Origin of the sequence: Neobacillus paridis (genome assembly GCF_016765675.1) — a bacterium.
Classification (GTDB): domain Bacteria; phylum Bacillota; class Bacilli; order Bacillales; family Cytobacillaceae; genus Neobacillus; species Neobacillus paridis.
Map to the genome: position 1 here is coordinate 1 of NZ_JAESWB010000250.1, position 589 is coordinate 589.

The following is a 589-nucleotide window of genomic DNA, read 5'->3' on the forward strand; positions in this document are numbered from 1 at the left end:
CGTCACCCATGCGCATGGCGACCATTACGGCGGCGTCGACTACCTGATGGAGCGCTATCGTCCGCGCGTGGTGATGAGCCAGGCCGACTGGACCATGTCGGAAAACAAGCTGGAGTTCGAATCCACTCACTGGGGACCGCCACCCAGGCGCGACATCGCCGTCAAGGACGGCGACGTGATCACGCTCGGCGACACCCAGGTGACGCTATATGTCACGCCGGGCCATACGGCAGGCACCATCTCCCCGGTCTTCGATGTGAAGTCGGGCGGCGTGCCGCATCGGGCCATGCTCTGGGGCGGCACCGCCTTCAACTTCGGCAAGGACATTCCACGCCTTGACAGCTATATCGACGCCACTGGCCGTATGATGCGGCTGGCCGACGAGCAGAAGATCGACGTGATGCTGTCCAACCATTCCGGCTATGACGGCACGTCGGAGAAGCTGGCAGCAAGGGCATCGCAAGCCGCAGGACAGCGCAATCCCTTCGTGCTGGGCACGCCCACCGTCAAGCGCTCATTGACCGTGATGAATGAATGCGCGCGCGCCACCCGCGACCGTTTCACCAGCTAGTTTCCACCCGCTGGAGTC

1 protein-coding gene is annotated in these 589 nt (G+C 63.3%); it reads left to right on the forward strand.

Annotated features, from left to right (window positions below; all coding sequences use genetic code 11):
* The coding region (locus JK635_RS17420) for an MBL fold metallo-hydrolase (RefSeq protein ID WP_202655237.1) at positions 1-571 on the forward strand (571 nt) is incomplete at its 5' end.
* Positions 572-589 lie beyond the last annotated feature (18 nt).